Raw genomic sequence first — 24,468 nt, forward strand, 5'->3', positions numbered from 1 at the left:
CCGGATCACGGCTCGACCACGTCCACGACACCTCCGTCCCGCAACCGCTCGTAGCACCGTTCGACATCGGCGCGACTGCACAGCGCGGTTCCGGGACTGCCGAGCGCGGCTGCACCCGCGGCGACGCCGTACCGCACCGCCTCGCGCAGTTCCCACCCACGGCCGAGTCCGAACACGATGCCCGCGACCATGCTGTCACCCGCCCCGATCCCGCTGACGACGGGCACCGCGAGGGACGGTACGTGTTCGGCATCATCGGCTGTCACGTGTACGGCACCGTCTGCCCCCAGTGACAGCACGACCACGGTGCAGACGCCCTGATCGATGATCGCTCGTGCGGCGGCCACCCGGTCGTCGGCGGACCGCAGATCGTGCCCGACGTAGTCACGTAGCTCGCGGATGCTGGGCTTGAGCAGATACACCCCGCCGCGAAGCGCGCGGAGCGGCGGTCCGGACGTGTCGACGACGAGGCGGGCACCCAGATCGGACACGACGTCCGCGAGGGTCTGGTAGAAGTCCGCCGGCACCCCGGGCGGCAGGCTGCCACTCGCCACGACGAACCGCGCTCGCGGCGCCGTGGCCGCCAGCACGCGGAGGCAGGCATCGACCTCCGTCGGTGTCAGCGTCGGTCCGGGCAACACGAACCGGTACTGCAGACCCGTGTGCTCCTCGTTGACGGTGAAGCTCTCCCGGGTCGATCTTCTGATCGTGACCGTGCGGCTGCGGACTCCTTCGGAGGCAACGAGATCCTCCAGCGCGCGGCCACTGTGTCCACCGGATGGGAACACCGCCGTCGCCGGTTCGCCGAGCGCGGTCAGGACGCGCGCGACATTGATCCCGCCGCCGCCCGGGTCGCGGCGCGGCGCGCCGCAGCGGACCTTGTCCGTCGGTACGACTCGCCCCGTGGTCGTGCTGATGTCGAGGGCCGGATTCATCGTCAGCGTCACGATGTCAGTCACTGTGAACCTCCCGTACCGCTGCTGTCACGTCGACCTCCGGCACCGAATCGTCGGGGCCCGGTTCGGCAGCACCCCAGATCTCGATCGCACCCCAGGCCGTCAAGGCGGCGTCGATCGCCACACCAGGATCTGCCGTCGTGTCGACGACCGTGGCCGACGATCGTCGCCGATAGCGTGCCACCACCGCGTCGTACACGGCGGAATCCGCATCCGACTCGCCCGCGGCGCGGCGCTCGATCCGTTCCAGGGCGACGGATCGAGGTGCCGTGCATTCGAGTTCGATCAGCTCGCTGTGGGTGCGGTCGGCGGCGGACAGGGCCCACGCACGGTGCCGGGGGTCGGTCCACGAGGCGTCGAGCACAACCGACCTGCCCAGGGACAGCAACGCCGTCGCCCGCACGAGCAGCTCGGAGTAGGTGCGATCGGTCATGGCTCCCGTGTACAGGCCCCGCCCGTACTCGGCGGGGCAGGGCGTCCGAGGGTCGAGGCCGGCAAGCTGTTTGCGCACCCGGTCGCTGGCCAGGACAACCGCACCGGTGCGTCCGGCCAGCGCCCGGGCGAGTGTGGACTTTCCGGTACCGGGGAGTCCGCCGACGAGGCCGAGTCGCACCGAACCCGTCCGGAGGTGCCGCACCGCGAGATCCGCGTGTCGACGTGCCTCGGTTCGTGCGTCGGTCGCGCCCTGTTCGTGACGAAGTGCCGCGACCTTGGCCCGCACGACCGCACGATATGCGACGTAGTGATGGACGAGGGACGGCGGCGGATCGTCACCGGATTCCACCCGGAAGCGGGCGAGGAGATGCGCCGCGAGATCCGCCCGACCGAGGTGGTCCAGGTCCATCGCCAGACAGGCAACGTCGTCGATCACGTCGACGTGTCGCAGGTGGTCGTCGAAGTCGAGACAGTCCAGAATCCGCGGCCCGTCGGGGAGACAGAAGATGTCGTCCGCGAGCAGATCCCCGTGGCCGTCGACGATCCGCCGCTGGTCGATCCTCTCGGCGAACAATTCCGCACGCCCAGCCAGGTACTCGTGTGCGCGGCGGCCGATCTCGGCGACGGTCGCACCGGGCAGGATGTCGTCGCCGTACCCCTGCGCCTCGGCGAGGTTGTCGCGCCACCGCGCGACGACGGCGTCGCGCGTCGCATCCCGATCGATGTCGCGGCCTCGCCGGCACCCTCGGTGGAAACGGGCGAGGATGCGAGCGATCGCGGCCAGTTCGCCGGCCACGTCCTCGCCACCGGCGATCATCGCGGCGAGGCGCCGATCGTCCGGCATCCGGCGCATCTTCACCAGCGGTTCCGCCGGGCCGCCGTGCGGATCGGTGAGCTCGGCGACACCGAGATACACGTCCGGACACAACCGTCGGTTCAGCTCCACCTCTCGCCGGCACGCCGACCGGCGTCGCTCCGCGGTGCCGAAATCGAGAAACGCCGTCCGAACGGGCTTCTTCGCCTTGAAGACGACATCGCCGACCATCACCACGTATGCGGTGTGCGTTTCCCTGACCGTCGCCGAGGGTTCCACAATGAGATTGTCCATCGAAGGGGTGGATCTCTGCGCGGTCGACGATCTCACGTCCGAGGTGTCGCCGGGCGACCGAACCGCGTGGGGAGTCGTTCGCACCATTGGTCCCACCCGATCCGTCGACGCCGTCGGAAGTATTCAACCCCAGGCCAGGCGGCCGGGTGAGGGGCAAAAGTCACCGAGAATGGTCATTCGCCTCTATCTGTCACGGCGCTTCGGATCGATGCTGAATCCAGATTTCGGGCGAGCCGGATCCTCTCGAGAGGAAGTCGATTCTCGATGTCCATCATTTCGCACGCACCAGCCGGTGACGGGATCGCACCCAACTTCACCGACTACGACGGCGAACGCGCCGGATTCTCATGGGCCGACGTCGAGCGGGAACTCGGTGAGGCGCCTGGCGGCTGCAACATCGCGTACTACGCGGTCGATCGGCACGTCGACGGCGCTCTGCGGGAGAAGTGTGCGTTCCGATTCGTCGGGCAGAACGAATCCGACCGTGGTGCGCTCGTCACCGAGAATCTGACCTTCGCCGAGTTCGGCAGCCGGGTCAGGCGTTTCACCAACGTGTTGCGGAATCTCGGCGTCGGGAAGGGCGACCGGGTCTTCGTCGTCACCGGGCGCATACCGGAGCTGTACGTCGCGACACTGGGCGCGCTTCGCAACGGGTGCGTCGTCTCGCCGCTGTTCTCCGCGTTCGGACCGGAACCGTTGGCCACCCGGATCCGGCTCGGCGACGGGCAGCTACTGGTGACCACGGACACGCTGTATCGGCGGCGGGTGACGAAGATCCGCGACGACGTGCCCTCCCTGCGGCACGTCCTGGTCGTCGGTGATTCGGCGCGCGACGCACCGTCATCCGGCACCGTCGATTTCGCGACCGCGATGTCGGAGGTGGACGACGTCGCCGACATCACCCCGACCTGCCGGGACGACCCGGCGCTGCTGCACTTCACGAGCGGCACGACCGGGACACCCAAAGGTGCGATCCACGTGCACGGCGCGGTGGCGACGCACTTCGCGACCGGTCGGTACGCACTCGACCTGCACCCGTCTGACATCTTCTGGTGCACAGCCGATCCCGGTTGGGTCACCGGGACCTCGTACGGCGTGATCACGCCGTTGCTGCACGGTGTCACCTCGGTGGTCGACACCGCCGAGTTCGACGCCGAACGCTGGTACCGAATCCTGGACGAGCAGGCGGTGACCGTCTGGTATACCGCTCCGACCGCGATCCGAATGTTGATGAAGGCCGGTCCCGATCTCGCCCGTAAACACTCCCTCACACGGCTGCGGTTCGTCGCCAGCGTCGGCGAACCGCTGAACCCGGACGCGGTGCGCTGGGGGCGCGACGTCCTCGGCCATCCCGTCCACGACAACTGGTGGCAGACGGAGACCGGGGGGATCATGATCGCCAACACGCCGGGCTTCGACATCAAACCGGGTTCGATGGGGCGCCCGCTTCCCGGCGTCGACGCCCGCATCGTCACCCCGCCGCGGAGCGACGGCGAACGGACCGGCGACGTCGCGGTCATCGATGACCCGGACGTCGAGGGTGAGTTGGCGCTGCGCCGCGGGTGGCCGTCGATGTTCCGCGGATACCTGAACAACGAGGCGCGCTACCGGCAGTGCTTTTCCGGTGACTGGTATCTGAGCGGCGACCTCGCGAAACGCGACGCCGATGGCTACTTCTGGTTCGTCGGACGAGCCGACGACGTCATCAAGTCCGCCGGTCACCTCATCGGTCCGTTCGAGGTGGAGAACACCCTCATGCAGCACCCCGCAGTCGCCGAGGCCGGCGTGATCGGCGTCCCCGACGCGACCGTCGGGGAGATCGTCAAGGCGTTCGTCTCCGTCAAGAGCGGGTGGACGCCCGACGAGACGCTGCGCCGAGAACTCCTGGCCCATGCCCGCACCGAGCTCGGTGCCGCGGTCGCCCCGAAGACGATCGAGTTCGTCGATGTCCTACCCCACACACGCAGCGGGAAGGTCATGCGCAGGCTGCTCAAGGCCCGAGAACTCGGGCTGCCCGAAGGGGACACGTCGACGCTGGAGACAGACGAATGACCGGGACCGACTTTCCGTACGACAGGGCCTTCGCGGTCACGCTGCTCACGGACATGCTGCGGATCCGGCGCCTCGAGGAGAAAGCGGCGGAACTGTACGGGGCCGGGAAGATCCGCGGGTTCCTGCACCTGTACATCGGCGAGGAAGCGGTGGCGGTCGGCGCCCTGCACGCCCTCGAGAAGGGGGAGGCGGTGGTCGCCACCTACCGCGAACACGGCCATGCACTCGTCCACGGGGTGCCGATGAACACGATCATGGCGGAGATGTTCGGCAAGCAGGAGGGATGTTCGCGTGGCCGGGGCGGTTCCATGCACCTCTTCGACGCCGCGACACGCTTCTACGGCGGCAATGCGATCGTCGCCGGGGGACTACCGCTCGCGGTCGGCCTCGGGCTCGCCGACAAGATGAACGACATCAAACGGGTCACCGCGTGCTTCTTCGGTGAGGGCGCGATGGCCGAGGGCGCCTTCCACGAGTCGATGAATCTCGCGTCGCTGTGGCATCTGCCGGTGCTGTTCTGCTGCGAGAACAACCTCTACGCGATGGGCACCGCCCTGGCCCGGTCCGAGTCGCAAACCGATCTGTGCGTCAAGGCATCGTCTTTCGGCGTCCCCACGCTGCGCGCCGATGGCATGGACGTGATCGCGACCCTCGAAGCAGCCCGGGCCGGCGCCGCCCACGTCCGCACGACCGGGCGCCCCTTCTTCATCGAGTTCCAGACGTACCGGTTCCGTCCGCACTCGATGTTCGATCCCGAACTGTATCGGGACAAGGCGGAGGTGGAAGCCTGGAAGGAACGCGGGCCCATCCACACCTTCTCCGCCCGGCTGAAGGAACTCGGACTGTTCACGGAGGCGGACTTTCTGCGCATCGACGCCGAGGTCACCGCCGAGGTCGACGCCGCGGTCGCGTTCGCCGACGCCGGCGCCTGGGAGGAAGCGAGCGACCTCATGCAGAACGTGGTCACCCCCGCCGACACCGCCCTGGAGGCACGGTGAAGACCAGTTATCGCGAGGCCGTGCGGGAGTCGATCCGCGAGGCGATGCAGGCGGATCCCCGAGTCTTCCTGATGGGGGAGGACGTGGGCCGTTACGGGGGCACCTACGCCGTGTCGAAAGGACTGCTGGACGAGTTCGGACCCGAGCGCATCCGGGACACACCGCTGTCCGAGTTGGGGTTCGTCGGGGTCGGGATCGGCGCGGCGATCGGCGGCATGCGGCCGATCGTCGAGATCATGACCGTCAACTTCAGCCTTCTCGCACTCGACCAGATCGTGAACACCGCGGCATCCCTCCGACACATGTCGGGAGGCCAGTTCTCGGTGCCGGTGGTTGTGCGGATGGCGACCGGCGCGGGCCGGCAGCTCGCCGCGCAGCACTCCCACAGTCTCGAGAACTGGTACGCGCACATTCCCGGAATCCGGGTCCTCGCCCCCGCGACAGTGGCCGACGCGCGGGGAATGCTGGCTCCGGCCCTGGCCGACCCCGACCCGGTGATCATCTTCGAGCACGTGCGGCTCTACAACACCACCGAGGACCTCGACCGGCCGCGCCCGGTCGACATCAACTGCGCGCGCATTCGCCGCAGCGGCGCCGACATCAGCCTGATCTCCTACGGCGGTTCCCTGCCGAAGACGCTGGCGGCCGCGGAGGTGCTGGCCGGTCGGGGAGTCGACGCCGAAGTCGTCGACCTCCGCGTCCTGCGGCCCCTCGACACCGAGACGATCATCGGGTCGGTGTCCAAGACCCATCGCGCCGTCGTCGTCGACGAGGGGTGGCGCAGCGGCAGCCTCGCAGCCGAGGTGATGGCCAGGATCGTCGAGTCGGCGTTCTACGACCTCGACGCCCCGCCGCAGCGGGTGTGCAGCGCCGAGGTCCCGGTGCCGTACCCCAAACACCTGGAACACGAGGCGATACCCCAGGTCGACACGATCGTGTCGACAGCGTCGAAGGTGATCGGCGATCGGTGAGGAGGAAGCGGTGTTCGACTTTGTCTTGCCGTCCCTGGGGTCCGACATGGAGGAGGGCACACTCACCAACTGGCTCGTGGAACCCGGGGACACCGTGGAGCGCGGTCAGGCCGTCGCCACCGTCGACACGGTGAAAGCAGCGGTGGATGTGGAGATCTGGCGTGGGGGTACGGTCCACCGACTACTCGTCGAGCCGGGGACGACGGTGTCGGTCGGAACACCACTGGCCACCCTGCTGGAGCCGGACGAGTCCGCAACGACCGGGGAGCCGACCCGGCCCCCCGCCCAGGCGCCGCCCGCCGTCCCGGCACAGGCCGACCAGCCGGCGCGCCGACCACGCGTCTCTCCCGTCGCCCGGCGGGAAGCGGCGAAGTACGGCATCGACCCGGCCACCCTCACCGGAACGGGCCCGCTGGGTTCCGTCACCCTCGACGACGTGCTGCACGCCGCGGCAGGCCGTACAGCCGCGGTGGCACCGGTGGACAAGGCGCTGCAGATGCGCCAGGTGATCGCCGCGGCGATGAGCCGGTCCAAGCGCGAGATCCCGCACTACTACCTGGCCGAGGACGTTCCGTTGGAAGCCGCGGCCCGCTGGCTCGAACGGGAGAACGCCGGCCGCCCGATCACCGCGCGGATCCTGATGGCCGCGCTGCAACTCAAGGCTGTGGCGTTGGCGGCCACGCACTTTCCGGAGATGAACGGGTTCTGGCAGGGCGGAGGGTTCCGGCCCCAGCCAGCGGTGCACGTCGGCGTGGCGATCTCCCTGCGGCAGGGTGGTCTGGTCGCCCCGGCGATCCACGACGTGGCCGACAAACCGCTCGGGCAGCTGATGGCGGAACTCACCGACTTGGTGGCCCGGGTGCGGGCCGGTTCGCTGCGCAGCTCCGAGATGTCCGACCCGACACTGACGGTGACGAACCTCGGGGAGCGGAGCGTGCAATCGGTGTTCGGCGTGATCTACCCGCCACAGGTTGCCCTCGTCGGCTTCGGCAACCCCGCCGCGCGACCCTGGGTTGTCGACGGGGCGCTGCGTGCCCTCCCCGTCGTCACGACGACGCTGGCCGCTGACCATCGGGTGTCCGACGGCCACCGCGGCGCGCAGTTCCTCATCGATATCCGAAACCGGCTGCAACATCCGCAGGATCTGTGAGGAGTCGAACGTGGACACAGCCGAGGTCGGTGCCGCTGTCATCGCGGCACTGCAGGAAATCGCCCCCGAGGTCGAGTCGGACGATCTGAGCGCCGACGAACCCCTCCGTGATCAGGTCGACCTGGACTCGATGGACTGGTGGAACTTCCTCGTCCGTCTGCACGCGCGGTTCGGGGTCGACATTCCCGAGGCCGACTACGGCCTTCTCGTCACCCTGCGGGACGTCACCGACTACGTGGCCGCACGGGTGGGGTCGTAGCGGGAGGATCGTGGTGGTCGAACAGCCGCCCGCGGTTCCGGTCCGACACGAGCGCTGGCGCCGGGCGATCGAACCCGCACTGCTGGTCGCCACCCTCACCGCACTGGTGGTCGGCGGTGTCGCGTGGTTCGCCGGCGCCCCCGGGGTCGCTGACCGGTGTTGGACCATCGGCACGGTCAGCGCGATCGTGCCGTCCGTGTGGTGGGTGGCGAAGGCGTTGCGCCGCGGCGGGATCGGGGTCGATCTGATTGCGGTGCTCTCGCTGATCGGAACACTGCTGGTGGGGGAGTACCTCGCCGGCGCCCTCGTCGCCGTCATGGTGGGGACCGGTCGAAGCCTCGACGCCGCGGCGTCCCGTCGAGCGTCCAAGGACCTGCAAAGCCTGATCGACCGTGCTCCGCGCTCGTCCCGGCGCCGTGTCGGCGAGGACGTCGAGATCGTGCCGATCGACGCGATCCGCGCCGGAGACGTCCTCGTCGTCGGGCCGGGCGAAACCGTCCCGGTCGACGGCTGGGTCACTTCGGGCGAGGCCGTGCTCGACGAGTCGGCGCTCACCGGGGAACCGATGCACGTGTCGCACCGCACCGGGGAGGCAGTGCGATCAGGTGTCGTCAACGCAGGGGACGTCTTCGAGATGGAGGGCGGAGCGACCGCCGAGGACAGCACCTACGCCGGCGTCGTCCGGCTTGCTCGCGACGCCGCCGCGGAATCCGCCCCGGTCGTGCGGCTCGCCGATCAGGTTGCCGCCTGGTTCGTCCCGGTCGCGCTCACCCTCGCGGCCGTGGCGTGGTGGATGAGCGGTTCGGCGGACCGGGCGGTGGCGGTCCTCGTCGTCGCCACGCCGTGCCCGCTGCTGCTCGCCGCGCCGGTGGCGATCGTGTCCGGGCTCTCCCGCGCCTCCCGGATCGGGGTGGTGATCCGCGGCGGTGGCGCCCTCGAGAACCTCGGACACGCGCGGACCCTCGTGATGGACAAGACCGGTACCATCACCACCGGCCGACCAACGGGGACCGACATCGTGGCCGCCCCCGGCCTCGACCCCGTCGAGGTCCTACGCCTGGCCGCGGCCGCCGACCAGGTTTCCCCGCACGTAATCGCTGCCGCCCTGGTGCAGGAGGCGAGAATGCGGAGCCTGACACTGTCGTACCCCACCGACGTCGTCGAGGAAGCGGGTACAGGTGTGACTGCCACAGTGGACGGGCATCGGGTGACGGTCGGCGCCCGGCAGTTGCCGCCGGACGCATCGGCGTGGGCACGTGCAGTTTTCGCGCGCAGCGCCCTCGACGGAGCGGTGGTCGTGTGGGTGACCGTCGACGGTCGGCTGGCCGGCGCCGTCCAGCTCGTCGACCCTCTGCGCAGAGACGCGCCCCGCACCCTGCGACGACTGCGGTCTGCAGGCCTGAATCGTCTCGTGATGCTGACCGGAGACAGACCCGAGCCTGCCGAGGAGATCGGAACGGTGCTCGGTCTCGACCTCGTGTGCGCCCAGCAGACCCCGTCGGACAAGGTCGCGGGTGTGCGACGTGAGCGGGAGTCCGCGGTGACGGTGATGGTCGGTGACGGCGTCAACGATGCTCCTGCCCTCGCCGCCGCGACCGTCGGCGTCGCGATGGGGGCGCGCGGATCGACGGCGAGTTCCGAAGCCGCAGACATCGTCCTGACCACGGATCGACTGGACCGACTCGCCGACGCGATGGAGATCGCCCGCCGATCCCGCCGCATCGCGGTCGAGAGCGCGGCCGCCGGTATGGGACTGTCGCTGCTGGCCATGGGATGTGCGGCCGTCGGATTGCTGGCTCCCGCCGTCGGGGCTTTGCTGCAGGAGGCAATTGACGTCGCTGTCATCCTCAACGCACTTCGTGCCATGAGTGGAGGCCGGGCGAGGGAGACCGTCGTACCCGCTCGAACCGAGGAGATGTTGAACCGATTCTCCGCCGAGCACGACGCGATGCGCGACAAACTGAACCTGCTGCGCGACACGGCTCAGCTTGTCGCGGCGGGGGAGGACCCTCGTCGCACCGTGATGCTGCTGCGGAGCACCGACGACTTCCTCACCGGAACCCTGCTGCCGCACGAGCAGGCCGAGGAAACGCAGCTGTATCCGGCTCTCGCCGCACCCCTCGGCAGCGGTGAGGCGACCGCGACGATGAGCCGGATGCACGCCGAGATCGAGCGGCTCGGCCGTCGGTTGCACGCCCATCGACGACAAATCGACCAGGACGGCGAACTCGCCCCCGACCGATCCGAGGACCTCCTCGCCTGTCTGTACGGGCTGTATGCGTTGCTGCGACTGCATTTCGTCCAGGAGGAGGAGAACTACTTCGTGCTCACTGAGCCGGAAGAGCGCTGTGGCGAATCACCGCGGTGACCACGGGCGACGGGCTGCGAAGAACGACGCGGGGCCGGACCCGGTATCACGAATGAGGCGGGCGAGGCACGACGGAGAAGACCGTGTCCGTCGGTCGCCGTGGGGTTTGTCGGGGTGTAGGGCCGCCCGTCGTGACACCCACCCGGATCAGCACCTGGGGAAACCCGCCCTCGGGGACGAGTTCACGGACCAGGTCGCGGCTCTGCCGCAGCTCGGTCACGTGGGTGAGTGGACAGGTTCCGAGACCGTCGACCGTGGCCTCGAGCAGCACCAGCGACAGGGTTTCGCCCACCCTGAGCCAATCCGGTCGGTGGTCCGAGTCCGTGCTCAGCACGATCACAGTCGAGCGGTCCATCTCCTCGACGGAGCCGTCGTCGACACCGGCCGGAAATCCACGCCCGATGTCAACGCGTGCAAGGTTCTCCGCTGTCGCCAGTGCCTCGGGAGGTATTCCGCCGCTTGGGATGGAATGGCCTGCCCACCAGTGCAGTTCGGCTTGATATCCGGAGTCGTATCTCCTTGCCGAGGCGGTCAACAGCGTTGCCGCGGCCAGCGCCGGTCGCGCGTCGGCGGGCAGGACTGTCGCCTGCACCTCCCGGCCGCGGACCAACTCCGGCAGTGCGGCCGGTAGCCGATGCTGTGCACCGAGCGGGCCGAAAGGCCGACGATCGGAGTACCGGTGGCGGATCGCAGCGAGGAGATCGAAGTCGTGCGAGACGGGATGCGCATCACGGTGGAAGCGCACGGTCGCCAGATGCCCCGAATGCAGCCCGTCGGGGAAGCGTTCGACGTCGGTCGCCCACCGCAGAGCGGTCAACGCCGTCCCCAGGTGGTGCAGTGCGGCACCGCAGCTGATCACCAGTTGCCGGCCCGTTGGATCCGCGGCAGGAAGGAGTCGGGCGCGCTCGGTGTGCAGGTCCAGCCGACCGTTCGAGTACGTCCAGTGCCACGGCTGACTGTTGTGTACGGACGGGGCGCGACCGGCAAGATCCACCGCGATTCGCACCACGTTCACGTCGGGAATGGTGGCGTCCACGATCGTCTCCGTCTCGGTCCGTGCATCGTCACTCGTGTCGCACATCCGATGCATGTCCCCAGTGTTCATCGGTTCCAGCTCTCGGATTAGGGCCGATTGTCATCGGATGTCGGGACGCCGCGTGCACGTCATGGAGACGGCCCGCGTCGGGGTCGGAGGTCCCCGGAATCTGCTCCGCGGCCGAGGACCTTGGCCTCTACCCCGACCGGCCGCCGACCGGAACACTCGGATCACGAAGATGTAGGAGAACTGTGATGGGTGCGGGACGGATTGCGCCACTGCGCATGTGGAGGTTGGCTCCGTGGAGTCCGAACCGGCTCATGCGGGGAGGTGATCGGTTCGAGTCCGCCGCCGTACTCGTCGCGATCGCAGTGGTGCTGACCCTGATACCGTTCGCCGCGACATTCGGCACCGCCACCTACACCAGACTGAGCGACCAGGCCGACCTCGACCGCGCCACTCACACCGAGGTGACGGCAGCACTGGTCGAGGACGCCGAACTCGCACCGATTCCGGTCACGCCAGGAGAATCCGCGGTACAGGTCCGCGGCCCGGCACGAGCGCACGCGCAGTGGACCGTGAATGGCGCCGACCACGCCGGCACCGTCGTGGTCGGCCCGAGCGCGAAGGCGGGGCAGGCCGTCGACATCTGGGTCGACACCAACGGCACGCCCGTTGCCGCTCCGAAGACCGGCGGTGCAAGCGCCGCGGTCGCGGTGGTCACCGCCGTCGCCCTGTGGACGATGGCAGCGTGGTTCGTCTCGCTGTTGGTCCTGGGCGTGCACTGGGTCGGCACGAAGCAACGCCTGATGCGGTGGGATCGGGAGTGGCGGGATCTCGGAACAGCTCCGGGATGGTCGGTGGGCTGACACCCACAACCACGACCACGCCCCGGAGTCCCGTTCGGTCGAGTCACCCGGTTCCGGTGGGCTCCCGATACACGAACACCGGGCATCGTGCGCTGTGCAACAGTGCATGACTGGTCGATCCGAGTGCCGCTTCTTCGAGCAGATCGCGGCCCCGGCACCCCATCACCACCATCTGCGCGCTCGAGCTCAACGACGCCAAGGCATCCGCGGCCTCGCCGTAGACGACCATGGTGTTCACCGGGACCTCGGGGAAATCGCCGCGCCAGCGGCCGACTCGCCCACCGACCTCATCCTCGAACTCCTGTTCCGCCGTCAGCGCCCGGCGACCGCGGGGACCGGGGAGCGCCGGCTCCGCGCGGGCGGCCAACACGTGGGTGCCGCGGATCTCGGCCTCGTGCATTGCGGCGCCGACCAGGGCGGCATCGACGTCGTGCCCACCCAGGGCGACGATCACCGGGCTCGTCGAACGCGGCGGGGAATCCTCGTCGGTGCCTCTGACGACGGCGACCGGGCAGGCCGCCGTCGCGGCGAGCGCCGCCGCAGTGGATCCCAGCATCACCCTGGGGACGAGGTCCGTTCCCACCGGGCCGAGCACCAGCAGGGACGCCGATTCGGTCCGCTCGCACAGCGTGGGCACAAGTGGGCCGCGCAGCAGTAGTGGACTCGCGACTGCGATGGAGCGGTCGGTCTCGCGCACCGCCGTCTCCGCGAGGTCGAGTGCACGCGCGCCGTATCGGCGTTCGAGTTCGTCCTTCGCGATCACATAGACGAGTTGGATCTCGACATCGCGACCGGCTGCCTCGACCGCAGCCCACCTGGCTGCCGCGACGGCCGCGTCGGACCCGTCGATGCCGACGACGATCGGCAGGGCCGTGTGTGCGTCGTACACCGGGCTCACTTCCGTCCGATTGGTCGATCGAGCTGTCGGGGCTCATGATTCGAGGTCTTGTGAATCCCTCTCTCACGATGCAGTCCGTCGAACCGGGTTGCGTTCAATGTCGACCACCCGCCGTGTCGACGACAGGGCGGTTGTTCCCCGGGCGCCTGCGTGTCCGTCCTGGCCGCTCGCTCCGGTGAGAGGTCCAGCACAACCGGACCGTGGCAGGTGATCACATGGACATACCCGGCATCGGCGGCATGTTGTGCATCGGCGGCATGGGCACGCCCATGCGGTGGAGCCACATCATCATCTCGTGACACATGGCCATGAGATCGGTCATCTCGATCACTCCTCGTCTACCCCGCCTTGGCCGGTACGGGGCTTCGGCATGAGTATCGGCCTCGCGGCCGGTCGGCCGATAGGGCAGAAAGACCCTGTTGCCCACCCGATTTCGTCACAACGGCGAAATGGGGGAGGAGGCGGAATGGATCGCTCACGATCCCCCGGTCGAGGGTGGATATCCGCGTAGCGCGGCCAACCGATTCCGGTATTCCTGCTCGTCGATTTCCCCGTGAGCAAGCCGCTCGGCCAGGACCTGCTCCGGCGTCGGGCGCTGCGCGCTCGCGCTGTCGGGGGGTTGTGGGACGCGGGTCAGGTAGCGGATCAGGGCGACGACGCCGAGGATCACCAGGGCCCAGAACAGCACCATGCTCACGGTCATGAGCGCATACCCCCACCCGCTCATTCCGTTGCCGTACCAGTACATCATCGTGAACTCCTCATGTCGGCAATCGATCTCCACCACAGTCCGAAGGGCACTGATCGTGTGCGCTCAGGGATGCCGCATGCTGCTGTCGCCGTGCCCCATGCCGCGCATCATGATCGCCATCATCGCGGTGCATCCCACGGCCGCGATCAGGAAGCCGCTGTTCACTACGCCGGTGGCGACCAACACGATCGCGATGACGAGCGTCGGGATGCAGCAGGCGATCATCATCCAGCCATGTCTCCTGTGGTCGGTGGGCTTGTCCGGCCGGGACGGCTGATGCGGGTCGTGGATTCGGTTGCCGGGCTCGTGTGGTGTGGTTATCAGGACCTCCTCAGCGAGGGCGAGACGAAGCCGAGCTTCTGGGTGATGGTCACCGTTCGCCATCGGGGAATCATCGATTGGTCACGTGCCGGAGACGCGGACATGTCGCACCCCTCGTGTGAACTCTCTTACACCCATCACGATCGTCCGCACCCACCGCTGGGAACAGGGACTTCCTCCCTTTGTGGAGTGCCAGAGGTCCCTACCTGGGGTGGGTATGCGCGCGAACAATGGACGACAACACCGGACATGGTCGAGACGCCGCCCCGGCGCGTGGACCGGAGTGGACTCGGGAGAGGTGAGTACGATGACGGCGGCGTACGGACAGGTCACCACCGGCTACTGGCCCGTGGTCGTGATCGGGATCGTGCTGCTGAGCCTGGCCGCGACCGCGATCGTCACGGTGAGATGCGCACGCCGACGGCACGATGCTGCCACCCTGAGCGCCTCAACGGCACCGCCCACCGCTGTGCCCTCGACCGACGTGGATGATCCGTACACGCGGTGTCGGGCACTGATCGCCGAGACTCTCATCGTCCGCGAGCGCGTCTCCGGCCAGATCGACGCCGCCACCTATCAGGCACGCATGAACGAGCTCGCGTCCGGACGCCACGAAGGAACCGATCATGTCGAGCGTTGACCTCGTCGTCGTGGTGGCCGCCGTCGCGGCCATCGCCGCGCTGGGCTGGTACTTCTTCGCCCCCCGTCGCGCCGGCACCGCCGCCGTGCGTGGTGGGGTGCAGCGGGTCCAGGTCACCGTCCGGGGCGGGTACAGCCCGAGCGTCGTGCAGGTCCGCCAGGGCATTCCGGTGGAGATCGAGTTCGACCGGCAGGAAAGCGGGGACTGCACCTCCCGCGTGGTCTTCCCCGACCTGCAGGTCTCCGCCGCCCTGCCGGCACACCAGCACACGACCGTCCGATTCACTCCACTCCACGCGGGGTCGTTCGGTTTCGCCTGCGGCATGAACATGATCCACGGCACCCTCGTGGTCACCCCCGACGGCCAGGGCACCTCGCCGGACGAGCACGACCGGGCCGAGCCGCCCGCGGCGCCGGAGGCCGTGTCCGAATCCGCCGCGGACGTCGAAGCGGCACAGGCTGAGGAACGCCGCGCCGAGATCACCGACCTCACCCGCCGCGTCGTGACCGGCGCGGTGCTCACCGCCCCGGTGCTGTTCGCGGTGATGGCGCAGTCGTTGTTCGGCGCGACCTGGGTACCGGCGGTGCTGCTCAACCACTGGCTGCAACTCGCGCTGATCACCCCGGTCATGCTCTACACCGGGTGGCCGATCCACCGGACCGGCTGGCTCGCTCTGGCCCACCGCAGCGCCGACATGAACAGCCTGATCACCCTCGGCACGGTCGCCGCCTACGGCTACAGCCTGCTCGTCACCCTGGCCCCGGAGCTGCTGCCCGCCGAGGTGCGGGAGGTGTACTTCGAAGCCGTCGGCGTGATCCTCACCCTGATCATGCTCGGCCGGCTGCTGGAAGCCCGCGCCAAGGCCGGCACCGGCGAGGCCATCCGCGCCCTGCTCGGCCTGCAGGCCCGCACCGCCCGCGTGCTGCGCGACGGCCAGGACGTCGAGATCCCGATCGATCAGGTCGCGGTGGGCGACGAGGTCCTCATCCGGCCCGGAGAGAAGATCCCGGTCGACGCCACCGTCCTGTCCGGACAGTCCGCGGTGGAAGAGTCAATGGTGACCGGCGAACCCATGCCGGTCACCAAGCACGCCGGAGAAACCGTCATCGGCGCCACCGTCAACACGACCGGCTCACTGCGGGTCCGTGCGGCCAAGGTCGGCGCGGACACCATGCTGGCGCAGATCATCCGCATGGTGCAGCAGGCCCAGGCGTCCAAGGCGCCGATCCAGCGGCTGGCGGACGCAGCGTCCGCGTACTTCGTGCCTGTCGTCATCGCGATCGCCATCGCCACCTTCACCATCTGGTTCGTGGCCGGACCGGCGCCCGCGGTGACGCAGGCACTGGTGTCCGCGGTCGCGGTACTGATCATCGCCTGCCCCTGCGCGCTCGGGCTGGCCACCCCGCTGTCCATCATGGTCGGAACCGGGAAAGGCGCCCGCGCCGGCATCCTGATCCGCTCCGCCGAAGCCCTGGAAACCGCGCACAAGCTCGACACGATCGTGCTGGACAAGACCGGCACCATCACCGCCGGCAAGCCCGCCCTCACCCACGTCCACACTGTCGGCGGACTCGGCGAGGACGAGCTGCTAACGTTGGTCGCCGCCGCCGAGTCCGACAGCGAACACCCCCTGGCCACCGCGATCGTGGCCGGCGCCCGCGATCGCGGACACTCCATCCCCACCTCCGAGGACTTCACCTCGATCACAGGCAAGGGCGTGCGCGCCACCGTCGCCGGGCGCACTGTCCTGGTCGGCACGGCGAAGCTGCTGGCCGAAGCCGCCGTCGACACCAGCGAACTCGATCCGGTCAGCATCCGACTGTCCGCCGAAGGGAAGACCCCGATCCTCACCGCGATCGACGACGAACCCGCCGGGGTGCTCGCCGTCGCCGACACCGTCAAGGACGGCTCCGTCGCCGCGATCGCCGCGCTGCGCGAGCTCGGCCTGCAGGCCGTCATGATCACCGGCGACAACGCCCGCACCGCCGCGGCGATCGCCCGCCAGGTCGGTGTTCCCCGCGTGCTCGCCGAGGTCCTGCCCGAACACAAGGCCGGCGAGATCCGCCGCCTGCAAGCCGAAGGACGGCGGGTCGGCATGGTCGGAGACGGCATCAACGACGCCCCCGCGCTGGCTCAGGCCGACGTCGGATTGGCGATCGGGACCGGGACCGACGTGGCCATCGAGGCCGCCGACATCACGCTCATCTCCGGATCGCTGGCCGGCGTGGTCACCGCGATCCGGCTCTCACGGGCCACCATGCGCAACATCCGCCAGAACCTGTTCTTCGCCCTGGTCTACAACGCGATCGGCATTCCCGTCGCAGCCGGGGTGCTCTACCCGCTGCTCGGGCTGCGGCTCTCGCCGATGATCGCCGCCGCCGCGATGGCGCTGTCCTCGCTGTCGGTGGTCGGCAACGCCAACCGCCTGCGCCGCCACCACGTCGAGCCACTCCCGCCGGCCGAACCGCCCGCGATCGAACCCACGGTGGAAACCGGTGCCGCCCAACACCAGCCGGCCGCACGATCACCACGACCAACCGCCGAGCCATCCTCCGAGCGGCACCGTCGTCCCTGGGTGCCCGTCACGGACCCGACCAGACCAGACCCCGGCCGTTCACCCGTGTGAGTGAGGTCCGCAGTCGCGGCACCCACACATCATCCGGAGACCATCATGACAACCCCCGACGCTTTCGGGACCCCGCTGAGCCGACGCTCCTTCCTCACCGCGGCGGCGGTCGGGCTCGCCGGCCTTTCGCTGACCGCCTGCGGCACCCGGTCCCGCGCCCCCACCGCCTCCGGTGTCGACCCGCAAGCGCTCGCCACGGCCGAGGCCACACGCCCGCACAGCGGACGCACCGTCACCGGTGCGCTGACCGCGCAACCGACCCAGATCGACCTGGGCGGTCCGGTGGTGCGCACCCTCGCCTACGGCGACACGGTGCCTGCCCCGACGATCCGCGCCGGCGTCGGCGACGAGCTCGCGATCACCGTCACCAACAGCATGACGACCCCACCTCCGTGCACTGGCACGGCATCGCACTGCGCAACGACATGGACGGCGCCGAACCGGCCAGCCCGAACATCGCCGCCGGCGACGCGTTCACCTACCGATTCTCGGTACCCCGCCCGGGCACCTACTGGGCCCACCCGCACGTGGGCCTGCAAACCGACCACGGGCTCTACGTCCCGGTGATCGTCGACGACCCCCACGAACCGGCCGCCCACGACGCCGAATGGATCGTCGTCCTCGACGACCGGACCGACGGAATCGGACCGAATCCCGCAACAGATCTACGACAACCTGAGGCGGAACGGAATGGGACCGGGCTCGATGATGCCCGGGATGAACATGCCGGCATGTCCCCCGGCGGCGGGGACGGCATCGCCGGTGGCGGGGTGGGCACAGCGCGCTGCTCGGCGGTGACGCCGGCGACGTCGACTACCCGCACCACCTGGTCAACGGGCGCGTCTCGACCGCGCCGACAACCTTCACCGCCCGGCCCGCTCAGCGGATCCGGATTCGGATCGTCAACGCCGGGGCCGACACCGCGTTCCGGGTCGCCCTGGCGGGCCACCGGATGACCGTGACCCACACCGACGGCTACCCGGTCACTCCCGTCGACGCCGACGCACTGCTGCTCGGCATGGGGGAACGCTACGACGTGCTCGTCACCGCCGGGGACGGGGTCTTCCCCCTGGTCGCCACCGCCGAAGGGAAGAACGGTCAGACGCGGGCGCTGCTGCGCACCGGCACGGGAGCGGCCCCCGACCCGGCCTACCGGCCGGTCGAGCTCGACCGGCCGGTAGGCACCCGTCGCCGACTTCGCCGCCGCCCCCGCAATGCTCCTTCCTCCGGGCCGGCCCGATGCGACCCTGACCGCGACCCTCGGCCGCGACATGATGGACGGCTACCGTTGGACGATCGACGGCCGCACCTTCGGCCAGATGCAGCCGCTGACCATCGACGCGGGCCAACGAGCCCGGTTGACCTTCACCAACATGACCATGATGTGGCATCCGATGCACCTGTACGGGCACACCTTCCAGGTCATCCGGCCCGGCGGCAGCCCGGGCCCGCGCAAGGACACCGTCGTCGCGCTGCCCATGCAGTCCCTCGCGGTCGACCTCGTCGCCGACAATCCTGGCGACTGGATGCTGCACTGCCACAACGGCTACCACCAGGAAGCAGGGATGATGACCCGACTCGACCACACGAGTTGAGATGGTGTGATCGTGCCCTGCGCCTGGTCGCCCCGTTACGCCGACGCGTGCAAACCTCGCAGTGGCGCCGGAATACACCACATTGGCGCGTCCGGCATCCCGGGTGTGAGGACACGGTTTGCGAACCGCTGCCCGGCCGCGAGATGATACGACCCGTCCGGCCATACCCGATCGGCGTTCGCCGGCAACGCTCCATTACCGGGGACAACATCGAAGGCCGAGTGTAATCATCAGATATGACCAATCCCGCAAGCGGCGGCACCGACGGACCCGTCACGGAACTGACGCCCGAAGAGAGTTGGGAATTGCTCGGCGGCGAAAGACTGGGACGTCTCGTGGTGAGCGTATCGGACAGAATCGATGTCTTCCCAGTCAACTACGTTGCACACCAGGGAAAACTGCTCTTCCGGACAGCCGAAGGAACCAAACTCGTCGGCCTCACCATTCAGCAACAGGTGGCGTTCGAAGTGGACCACGTGAGCGAGGGACTCGGATGGAGTGTCGTCGTCCACGGGGCGGCCCGGCGACTGCAGACCTCGGCGGAGATTGCCGCAGCCGACGAACTACCCCTGCAGTCCTGGGTGCCGACTCCCAAGTACAACTACGTGGAGATCACCCCCAAGGAGATCACTGGCCGACGGTTCGCGTTCGGAGCCGAACCGCAGCAGTGACTCGGAAGGCACGCACTACCGGGATCCACAGGTTCTGTTCTTGAAATCGAAGGTGTCGTTGACCGGCGACCCTTCCCCGCTGCTTCACCATCGCGCCGGGTGTACCGGGCCACCGACGCCGGACGTGCGGCCCCGGCCGAGGACCGGCGCGCACTGCGCGAACTCGCCCGTGAAGTCCTCGGGGAGGACTGAACTCAGCAGGACGCGGCCGATCCCGCGGTGCGGGACAGACGCGCATCCATCGACCACGTGGAAGTTGTGCGGCCAGATGCGGTCCTCACCGGTGACGGCCCAGATCTCCTCGGCGCCGTCGAGTACATCGAGGTCGATCCGGTTCATCTCCATGAGCTGACCGTTGACCATGAAGGTGTTCCGACGGTGGATCCGGGCTCAGTCGGCGCCGCTGCACAGCGAGGTGCAGGCCCGCGCTCACGGTGCCGTCGTGCGGTCCAGAGTCGACTCGTGGCCTGCCGCGATTCACAAGTGCATTCGAGCTCTACGCCCTGACCGAGGTGAACCGGAGCGGCGTGCGCGATGGGCCGCCAGTCAGGGGACTCCGAACAGCGGTGCATCGGCGGCAGGCCCCATCCCTGGGCCCGGAGGTCCCGTTGCACCCGACGTCCGGTCGCTGCCTCACTGGGCGAGTCGGGCCGGCATGTGGGACGAACGGCCCTTGTCGGCGCGCGGGTTGTGGTGTGAGCTGCGGTGCAGGGAGGTAGTAGTGAGGGTGAGGACCTCGACCGGTTCCCGTCCGGTGCGACGGCTGACGCCGATGGCATATTTGCTGGTGATTACGTTCCGGGCGTGGCTGATAGAGATCCCGGTGGCTGCGCTGAGCTTCTTCGTGCTGATGGACCGGGTCTACGCGCCACGCGTCGGCGTCTTGATGGCGCACCAGATCGCCATGTCCGCACGTATCGCCTACGTGCTGGTGTTCGCCTACTTCATTGCCTACTTCGCCCGTAACTACACACCCACGCGCCTGCTGCTGGCCGGGGCGTTCTGGATGGGGCTGTGGCTGGTGTTCGAGTGGGGTGGCAGCCTGCTCATCGGCCGCCCGGTCCACGAGATCCTCATCGGCTGGCATGTCGAGCGGGGCTACATGTGGCCCTACGTCCTGCTCACCTACCTGCTCGCGCCGCTTCTCGCCGGCTGGACCCTGCACCCTTCGCGGTCCCACCGGGTCGTGTAGCCGTACCTCGGCGCGCGTGAGCATGGGTGCCGACCACGGGAGGCCGAAAGGCACTGGCAGGCACTGTGGGGCAACTGGCATCGTCGAGAGATGACCTCCGCTGTCGAGCGCAAGACTGTCGGCGGGTCGGGAACGTTTTCGGCAGGCCCGCAACCGAGTGGTAGGAGGCCGTCATGGGCTACGGCAAGGATGTCCAGCAGGCGCTTCGCGCGCCCGCCCGCGCGTTGCGTCAGGCGATTCCGCAGGTCTATGAGAGTTTCGGGCAGCTCCACGCTGCGTCCCTGGCGCCCGGAGCGCTCGATGCCAAGACCAAGGAACTGATCTGTCTGGCGATCGCGGTGACGACGCAGTGCGACGGCTGCATCGCCACGCATGCGCGGGGAGCCGCAACGCAGGGCAGCACCCCCGAGGAAACAGCCGAGGCCATCGGTGTCGCGATCATGATGGCCGGCGGGCCGGGAACCGTGTACGGCCCCCGAGCCTTTGCTGCTTTCAATGAGTTCCTGGCGGAGCAGTCTTTGAGCAGCGAAAAGTGACCTGGAGTGGCCATAGGCTTCGCTGATCACTGCACTCGGGGGGCAGATCGACAGCCACCTGCAAATCCGCCAATCGGGTTCCGGCCGTGTCGACGATCACGGGGATGACCGTCAGCCGGGTGAGCAGACCAGCGAGGATCAGTGCGCCGCAGGAGATTTCGAAGACACCGTCCAGCGGTGCGAAATAATCCCGGGGGAGGGGATACCGGCTTTGTCGAAGCGGCCGGAGCCCGGCTGGTCAGGGTAGAGGAAAGACGCGAGGCAGCCGACCAGCCCGAGGGCCGGGATCACCCGCGGCGGCCGGTTCGCCACGGGGTCGATGTCGGGGCCGCCGCGTTGGCGACCGCGTAGTAGAGCAGCACCCCGAACGAGGAGGAGCCGATGGCCGCGCGCACATCAGCGGTCACGGGCCAGCACGGCGACGATCACGCCGACGGTGACCTCGGCGCGACGCAGTACCCGGATGCACGGCGGCCAGCCGGGGAGACAGGTGCCGGTCGCGCCACGGGGAGAGCGCGAAACGCCGAGGACGAGTGCGAGCAGAGAACCGAGTGCGGCCACCGCCGGTTCCCAGCCAGCCCGATCCGGCGGCCTGCGCGTGACGATTCACACGATCCGGTCGACCAATGATGGTGGAGCACTCCATGTTTCGTGGATAATCGCAATTATCCACGAAAATCGGACGAGGCCCGGTGCGGCAGTGGCGGGGAGCGCGGCCGCGCGCCGTTCAATCGCGTGTCACGTTGGCGCGGCCCGGCAGCGCCCGGGATGGCATTGTCGTTCTGTCGACCGCACGCCGGCGGCGGCGACGGATCCGGGATTCGCGTGTGCGACGCACGGAGGCGGTGCCGACACGTGTGGCCGACCCGGAGATCCGGCCCGCGAGAGTGGCTGCGCCCGTGGCCGTTCGGCGCCCGACTCCGGGCAGTCGCCCGGGTGTTCGATCGAACCTCGGCCGGTGCGCGTGGGGACCGTCCCCGCCACGCAAAGTGACATAATGTCCCTTATCGGGTGTGCGGTATATCAGGGGTTTCGGCCGGTGAATGCCCATGGCGTTCCTGGGGTTTCGCCGGGTGTCGTCGTATTGCCGCGGCGTCCCGTGGGTGTCGTCCGAGGATTTCTGTGATGCTCGGACGTCGTCGGCGGTGGTCTCGAGTCGCTCCGCGCTCGTGCCGCGATGTTTGCCGCTGCCTCGGTTGGATGAGTTGTCCGCCGGCGCTCGGTCCACAACTCTGTTGCCGCCGGCCTTCGGTCGTCGGAGTTCCCTCCTCTGGCTCCCGTTCCCTGGACCTGAATACGTCACAGTGACGTATTCAGGTTCAGGGAACGGCGTCGACCAGGTGTCCCTCGGTCGACCTGTCGCGACGATCCGAACCGTCGACGACCGCTGGACCCGGCTGCCGGACAGGGGGTTGCCGACTGGTGAGATCGCCGAAAGACCAAATGGATGCGCCCACCGTCTGGTGAGTTGCGATGAGCACCGATGAGTTTCGAGCGCGTAGGAGGTCTACCGGTCATGAGGAAACTGATCTACACGTTCGGCGTGTCCCTGGACGGCTACGTCAACGACCGCGACGGCAGCATCGACTGGACCGAACCGGACGACGAGCTGCATCAGTTCCACAACGACAGATACCGCGAGATCGAAATCTCACTGCACGGACGCCGGCTGTACGAGCTGATGGCCGAGTACTGGCCACACGTGCCCGAGGGCGCGCCACGCATCCAACGTGAGTTCGGCGCGCTCTGGACGGACAAGCCCAAGGTCGTCTTCTCCCGGACGCTCACCGAGGTCCATTGGAACAGCACCCTGGTCAGCGTGAACGCGGTCGAGGAGGTCCGCAGGCTCAAGGCCGGAGGCGATGGCGTCATGGAGGTCGGTGGCGCGAGCCTCGCGGCCTCGCTGATGCCGCACGGGCTCATCGACGAGTACCAGCTGTTCCTCTCGCCCGTGGTGCTCGGTGGCGGCACTCCGATGTTCCCGACACTGGACAAGCGCATCCACCTCAGACTGGCGGAGACGAGGCACTTCAACACCGTGCTGATGCTGCGCTACCTCGTCGACTGAGGACCGGTCGCCCCTCGGCACCCCGTACCACCGAGCGGGCAGCTCCCCCACCGTCCGTGACGCCCGGAGTCCCGGGCCGTTCAGATTCCCTTGCCGCCCAGCGCGGCGGTCGCGGCCCTGGCCACGCGGACGACGACTGCGGCCCAGTCCCGGCACTGCGCGACGCTCGCGTCCGCCTCTTCGGGTACCAGGGTCAGCGTGTACTGCTGGGTGCCGTGCCGGTCGAAGATCGGTGCGCTGATGTTGGCGACCGGGAGGGTCTCGGCGTCGTCGACGGGCATCTCGGTGACGAACTCGGACCAGTCCACGGGCGGCAGGTGGGAGCGCAGCTCGTCGATGATCCGCTGCGGCATCCCCGAGGCCAGCAGGCTCGCGAGCACCACGCTCGATGCCGTTGACGTGCTGAGGCATTCGACGATGAAGCCGCGTGTGCGGCCCCCGTCGACGATCGCGCGGACCACGTCGTCGGTCGGCGGCAGCGGCGCCAGCGGTGGGCAGTTCAGCCACGCGTCGACCAGGGTGTCGTGTTCCCAGGCGACGTTGACCAGGCCGAGCGGCGGGGCGAGCGGGAATCGTTCACCAACGAGATCGCGTCGGTCGCCCGGAATTGCGGGGCCGCGGCGGTCCAGGATGACGATGTGGCCCTCGTGAACGGCGGTCAGGATGCAGCTCACGCCGAGCGTGTCGTGCAGCTCGGTCACGAACGGCCGGACGAGGTCGAGGTTGGCGAGTCCGGATTCGGCGGCGGATCCCAGCCTGATCAACGCCGGCCCGAGCCCGTACGTCTTCGCGTCGTCCCGGGTGACGAAGTCCGCATCGGTCAGTGCGGTGAGGATGCCCAGGCAGGTGGGCTTGTTCAGGTCCAGCGCCTCCGCCACCTGGGTCAACGTGAGGCGTTCCCGTGGCGAATCGGCCAGCAGGTTGAGGATCTGGACGACCCGATCCGTCGGCGGCGACTTCCGCTCCAC

The 24,468-nt window shown here is 68.6% G+C and carries 21 protein-coding genes and 3 pseudogenes; 15 read left to right on the forward strand and 9 right to left on the reverse strand.

The annotated features are described in order from the left end of the window. Nucleotides 1–5 precede the first annotated feature (5 nt). Nucleotides 6–959, reverse strand: coding sequence for a 1-phosphofructokinase family hexose kinase (locus ABD951_RS24370; RefSeq protein ID WP_345351572.1), 954 nt, complete (start codon nucleotides 957–959; stop codon nucleotides 6–8). Continuing rightward, a complete protein-coding gene (locus ABD951_RS24375; protein WP_345351575.1) occupies nucleotides 952–2,499 on the reverse strand; it encodes a bifunctional aminoglycoside phosphotransferase/ATP-binding protein in 1,548 nt (515 codons plus the stop codon). The genes ABD951_RS24370 and ABD951_RS24375 overlap by 8 nt, the downstream gene beginning before the upstream one ends. 264 nt (nucleotides 2,500–2,763) lie before the next feature. Here ABD951_RS24375 and acsA point away from each other — a divergent pair, with 264 nt between their 5' ends. The 6 genes from acsA to ABD951_RS24405 are packed head-to-tail and all read left to right on the forward strand — an operon-like array spanning nucleotide 2,764 to nucleotide 10,297. Continuing rightward, on the forward strand, nucleotides 2,764–4,551 hold the full coding sequence (gene acsA / locus ABD951_RS24380) for an acetate--CoA ligase (RefSeq protein ID WP_345351578.1): 1,788 nt from the start codon (nucleotides 2,764–2,766) through the stop codon (nucleotides 4,549–4,551). Continuing rightward, nucleotides 4,548–5,549: a pyruvate dehydrogenase (acetyl-transferring) E1 component subunit alpha gene (pdhA, locus tag ABD951_RS24385; protein ID WP_345351581.1), complete on the forward strand. Its 1,002-nt coding sequence runs from the start codon at nucleotides 4,548–4,550 to the stop codon at nucleotides 5,547–5,549. The genes acsA and pdhA overlap by 4 nt, the downstream gene beginning before the upstream one ends. Continuing rightward, nucleotides 5,546–6,520 carry an alpha-ketoacid dehydrogenase subunit beta gene (locus ABD951_RS24390; protein WP_345351583.1) on the forward strand — a complete coding sequence of 325 codons (975 nt, stop codon included), beginning with the start codon at nucleotides 5,546–5,548 and terminating at the stop codon, nucleotides 6,518–6,520. Before pdhA ends, ABD951_RS24390 begins: the two co-directional genes overlap by 4 nt. A 10-nt stretch (nucleotides 6,521–6,530) precedes the next feature. Then, on the forward strand, nucleotides 6,531–7,670 hold the full coding sequence (locus ABD951_RS24395; protein WP_345351586.1) for a dihydrolipoamide acetyltransferase family protein: 1,140 nt from the start codon (nucleotides 6,531–6,533) through the stop codon (nucleotides 7,668–7,670). 10 nt (nucleotides 7,671–7,680) lie between these two features. Beyond that, on the forward strand, nucleotides 7,681–7,929 hold the full coding sequence (locus ABD951_RS24400; RefSeq protein WP_345351589.1) for an acyl carrier protein: 249 nt from the start codon (nucleotides 7,681–7,683) through the stop codon (nucleotides 7,927–7,929). 13 nt (nucleotides 7,930–7,942) lie between these two features. After that, nucleotides 7,943–10,297 (forward strand): heavy metal translocating P-type ATPase, encoded by a 2,355-nt coding sequence (locus tag ABD951_RS24405; protein ID WP_345351592.1) that lies wholly within the window; start codon nucleotides 7,943–7,945, stop codon nucleotides 10,295–10,297. 46 nt (nucleotides 10,298–10,343) lie between these two features. On the opposite strand, the gene ABD951_RS24410 is transcribed toward ABD951_RS24405, so the two are convergent. After that, entirely contained in the window at nucleotides 10,344–11,333 is a 990-nt protein-coding gene (locus ABD951_RS24410; protein ID WP_425569945.1) for an Acg family FMN-binding oxidoreductase, read from the reverse strand. Nucleotides 11,334–11,617: 284 nt separating this feature from the next. Here ABD951_RS24410 and ABD951_RS24415 point away from each other — a divergent pair, with 284 nt between their 5' ends. Beyond that, nucleotides 11,618–12,202, forward strand: coding sequence for an Rv1733c family protein (locus ABD951_RS24415; RefSeq protein WP_425569951.1), 585 nt, complete (start codon nucleotides 11,618–11,620; stop codon nucleotides 12,200–12,202). A 43-nt stretch (nucleotides 12,203–12,245) separates the two neighbouring features. Here the strand turns inward: ABD951_RS24415 and ABD951_RS24420 are convergent, their stop codons facing one another. The 3 genes from ABD951_RS24420 to ABD951_RS24430 all read right to left on the reverse strand — a co-directional run bounded on the left by ABD951_RS24420 (nucleotide 12,246) and on the right by ABD951_RS24430 (nucleotide 14,235). After that, the gene (locus ABD951_RS24420) at nucleotides 12,246–13,091 is read right to left on the reverse strand and encodes a universal stress protein (RefSeq protein WP_345351601.1); all 846 of its coding nucleotides are present in this window, start codon (nucleotides 13,089–13,091) and stop codon (nucleotides 12,246–12,248) included. Between the two features lie 484 nt (nucleotides 13,092–13,575). Beyond that, on the reverse strand, nucleotides 13,576–13,851 hold the full coding sequence (locus ABD951_RS24425; protein WP_345351604.1) for an SHOCT domain-containing protein: 276 nt from the start codon (nucleotides 13,849–13,851) through the stop codon (nucleotides 13,576–13,578). A 63-nt stretch (nucleotides 13,852–13,914) separates the two neighbouring features. Beyond that, nucleotides 13,915–14,235: a hypothetical protein gene (locus ABD951_RS24430; protein ID WP_345351607.1), complete on the reverse strand. Its 321-nt coding sequence runs from the start codon at nucleotides 14,233–14,235 to the stop codon at nucleotides 13,915–13,917. A 244-nt stretch (nucleotides 14,236–14,479) separates the two neighbouring features. Between ABD951_RS24430 and ABD951_RS24435 the strand changes: the two genes are divergently transcribed. From ABD951_RS24435 to ABD951_RS24465, 7 genes and pseudogenes are all read left to right on the forward strand, one after another. Continuing rightward, nucleotides 14,480–14,812, forward strand: a complete 333-nt coding sequence (locus tag ABD951_RS24435; protein WP_345351610.1) for a hypothetical protein — start codon at nucleotides 14,480–14,482, stop codon at nucleotides 14,810–14,812. Further along, nucleotides 14,799–17,438: a heavy metal translocating P-type ATPase gene (locus ABD951_RS24440; RefSeq protein WP_345351613.1), complete on the forward strand. Its 2,640-nt coding sequence runs from the start codon at nucleotides 14,799–14,801 to the stop codon at nucleotides 17,436–17,438. The genes ABD951_RS24435 and ABD951_RS24440 overlap by 14 nt, the downstream gene beginning before the upstream one ends. Before the next feature lie 45 nt (nucleotides 17,439–17,483). Further along, a pseudogene (locus ABD951_RS24445) lies at nucleotides 17,484–19,033 on the forward strand (multicopper oxidase family protein). Between the two features lie 236 nt (nucleotides 19,034–19,269). Further along, nucleotides 19,270–19,704, forward strand: coding sequence for a pyridoxamine 5'-phosphate oxidase family protein (locus tag ABD951_RS24450; RefSeq protein ID WP_345351616.1), 435 nt, complete (start codon nucleotides 19,270–19,272; stop codon nucleotides 19,702–19,704). A gap of 90 nt (nucleotides 19,705–19,794) precedes the next feature. Beyond that, nucleotides 19,795–19,896, forward strand: a pseudogene (locus ABD951_RS24455) (PadR family transcriptional regulator); the annotation flags it as partial. Nucleotides 19,897–20,476: 580 nt separating this feature from the next. Further along, entirely contained in the window at nucleotides 20,477–20,896 is a 420-nt protein-coding gene (locus tag ABD951_RS24460) for a hypothetical protein (protein ID WP_345351619.1), read from the forward strand. A gap of 173 nt (nucleotides 20,897–21,069) precedes the next feature. Continuing rightward, entirely contained in the window at nucleotides 21,070–21,432 is a 363-nt protein-coding gene (locus tag ABD951_RS24465) for a carboxymuconolactone decarboxylase family protein (protein ID WP_345351622.1), read from the forward strand. Here the strand turns inward: ABD951_RS24465 and ABD951_RS24470 are convergent. Together ABD951_RS24470 and ABD951_RS24475 are read right to left on the reverse strand one after the other, a co-directional pair. After that, entirely contained in the window at nucleotides 21,389–21,607 is a 219-nt protein-coding gene (locus ABD951_RS24470) for a DoxX family protein (RefSeq protein WP_345351738.1), read from the reverse strand. The genes ABD951_RS24465 and ABD951_RS24470 overlap by 44 nt on opposite strands. An 83-nt stretch (nucleotides 21,608–21,690) precedes the next feature. After that, a pseudogene (locus ABD951_RS24475) lies at nucleotides 21,691–21,996 on the reverse strand (amino acid permease); the annotation flags it as partial. A 952-nt stretch (nucleotides 21,997–22,948) separates the two neighbouring features. Here ABD951_RS24475 and ABD951_RS24480 point away from each other — a divergent pair. Beyond that, a complete protein-coding gene (locus ABD951_RS24480; RefSeq protein WP_345351625.1) occupies nucleotides 22,949–23,500 on the forward strand; it encodes a dihydrofolate reductase family protein in 552 nt (183 codons plus the stop codon). Between the two features lie 80 nt (nucleotides 23,501–23,580). Here ABD951_RS24480 and ABD951_RS24485 read toward each other — a convergent pair whose 3' ends face one another. Continuing rightward, a complete protein-coding gene (locus ABD951_RS24485) occupies nucleotides 23,581–24,468 on the reverse strand; it encodes an IclR family transcriptional regulator (RefSeq protein ID WP_345351628.1) in 888 nt (295 codons plus the stop codon).

This window comes from Rhodococcus olei (genome assembly GCF_039540555.1).
Lineage (GTDB): Bacteria > Actinomycetota > Actinomycetes > Mycobacteriales > Mycobacteriaceae > Rhodococcus_G > Rhodococcus_G olei.